Annotated in this window: 2 protein-coding genes; both read right to left on the bottom strand. The window is 49.5% G+C overall.

Features of this window, described 5'->3' with window-relative positions:
* Nucleotides 1–8 precede the first annotated feature (8 nt).
* Nucleotides 9–287, bottom strand: coding sequence for an IS30 family transposase (locus AB9F29_RS21255; protein ID WP_369757173.1), 279 nt, complete (start codon nt 285–287; stop codon nt 9–11).
* A complete protein-coding gene (locus tag AB9F29_RS21250; RefSeq protein ID WP_369757172.1) occupies nt 205–921 on the bottom strand; it encodes an IS30 family transposase in 717 nt (238 codons plus the stop codon). The genes AB9F29_RS21255 and AB9F29_RS21250 overlap by 83 nt, the downstream gene beginning before the upstream one ends.
* Nucleotides 922–1,126: the final 205 nt, after the last annotated feature.

The raw sequence follows: 1,126 nt of genomic DNA, 5'->3' as shown, positions 1-1,126 counted from the left end.
TGTGCTGTTCAGGCGGTCACTGATTTCTTGATGTCGTGATCCGTCATTCTTCTAATGTCTCTTTTGCGGGGCAACCAACGTCTCGCCCTTCGATTGGTGTTCTTCACCGTGCCTTTCTGCCACGGTGAAGAGGGGTCACAGAACCATGTCTGCGTGCCAATCTCAGCTTGCAGATGTGGCCAGGAAACAAACTCCGTGCCGCGATCAAAAGTAATGGATCTGCGCGCGACATGAGGCAATTCTTTGATTGCCTTCATAATCTTGCCCCCTCTCGGCGATACGGGTATCGCCTGCCGGGCAATGCATGACCGGCTTTGTGCGTCTGTTAGGGTTCTTTAAGATCAGTGTGAAGCGGCTCACGCGTTCAACTAGAGTTGTGACATTTGTCTGTCCAAGCGTTTGTTTGAACAACATTAAATCTGCCTCCCAGTGGCCAAACTGACGTCGGTGAGCAACATCATCCGGCCTGAACAAGATACTGACATCGCGATGGAACTTAGGTGGCTGGCGTTTGCGCGCACGGCGTGGTTTTCGCGACATGCGATGGGTCGGCAGATACCACCACAATTCTTGGTTCATGCCGTCTTTGGAATAAATGTAGCGGTAAATCTTTTCCTGACAGACCCTTAGCGGCGCTTTCTCAAGGATCATCCGGTTGCCAATTTGCTCCGGTGTCCAACCGTTCTTAAGTTGTCTAATTACGCTGTCGCATAAGCTAGGATGTTTGATCAGCTTACGTTGTCTTGCACGCCGATCCGCAGTCTTTAATTGCGCCGCAGAGCCGTAGTAACCAGCGTACTTAGGTAAACTTTCATCTGAGAAATAATTACGCCTCAACTCTCTGTAAATTGTCGAACGGCAGCGCTTCAACACGCGAGCCATGTCATCGACAGGGACTTTAGCGTACTTCCAACGTTCCACTGCCTGGCAGTTGATTGCAAAGCAATCAATGAGAAGGAATTCTGCGGCGTTCTGTGATACTAAGCTGTGTATAAGTCGTTCCCATACCGCTTCCTCCTGTCAGATAACATACTGTTTTCTAACAAGAGTCGCAGTTGGAGGTAGCGCGCACCCAGCTACATGAGAAAGTCCTATAATCAATGTTATGTTAATTAGCCCTCTTGCA

The organism is Falsihalocynthiibacter sp. S25ZX9 (genome assembly GCF_041205405.1).
Classification (GTDB): domain Bacteria; phylum Pseudomonadota; class Alphaproteobacteria; order Rhodobacterales; family Rhodobacteraceae; genus Falsihalocynthiibacter; species Falsihalocynthiibacter arcticus.
Note: the sequence above shows the minus strand (reverse complement) of the source record. Positions and strands in the feature narration are given on the sequence as shown.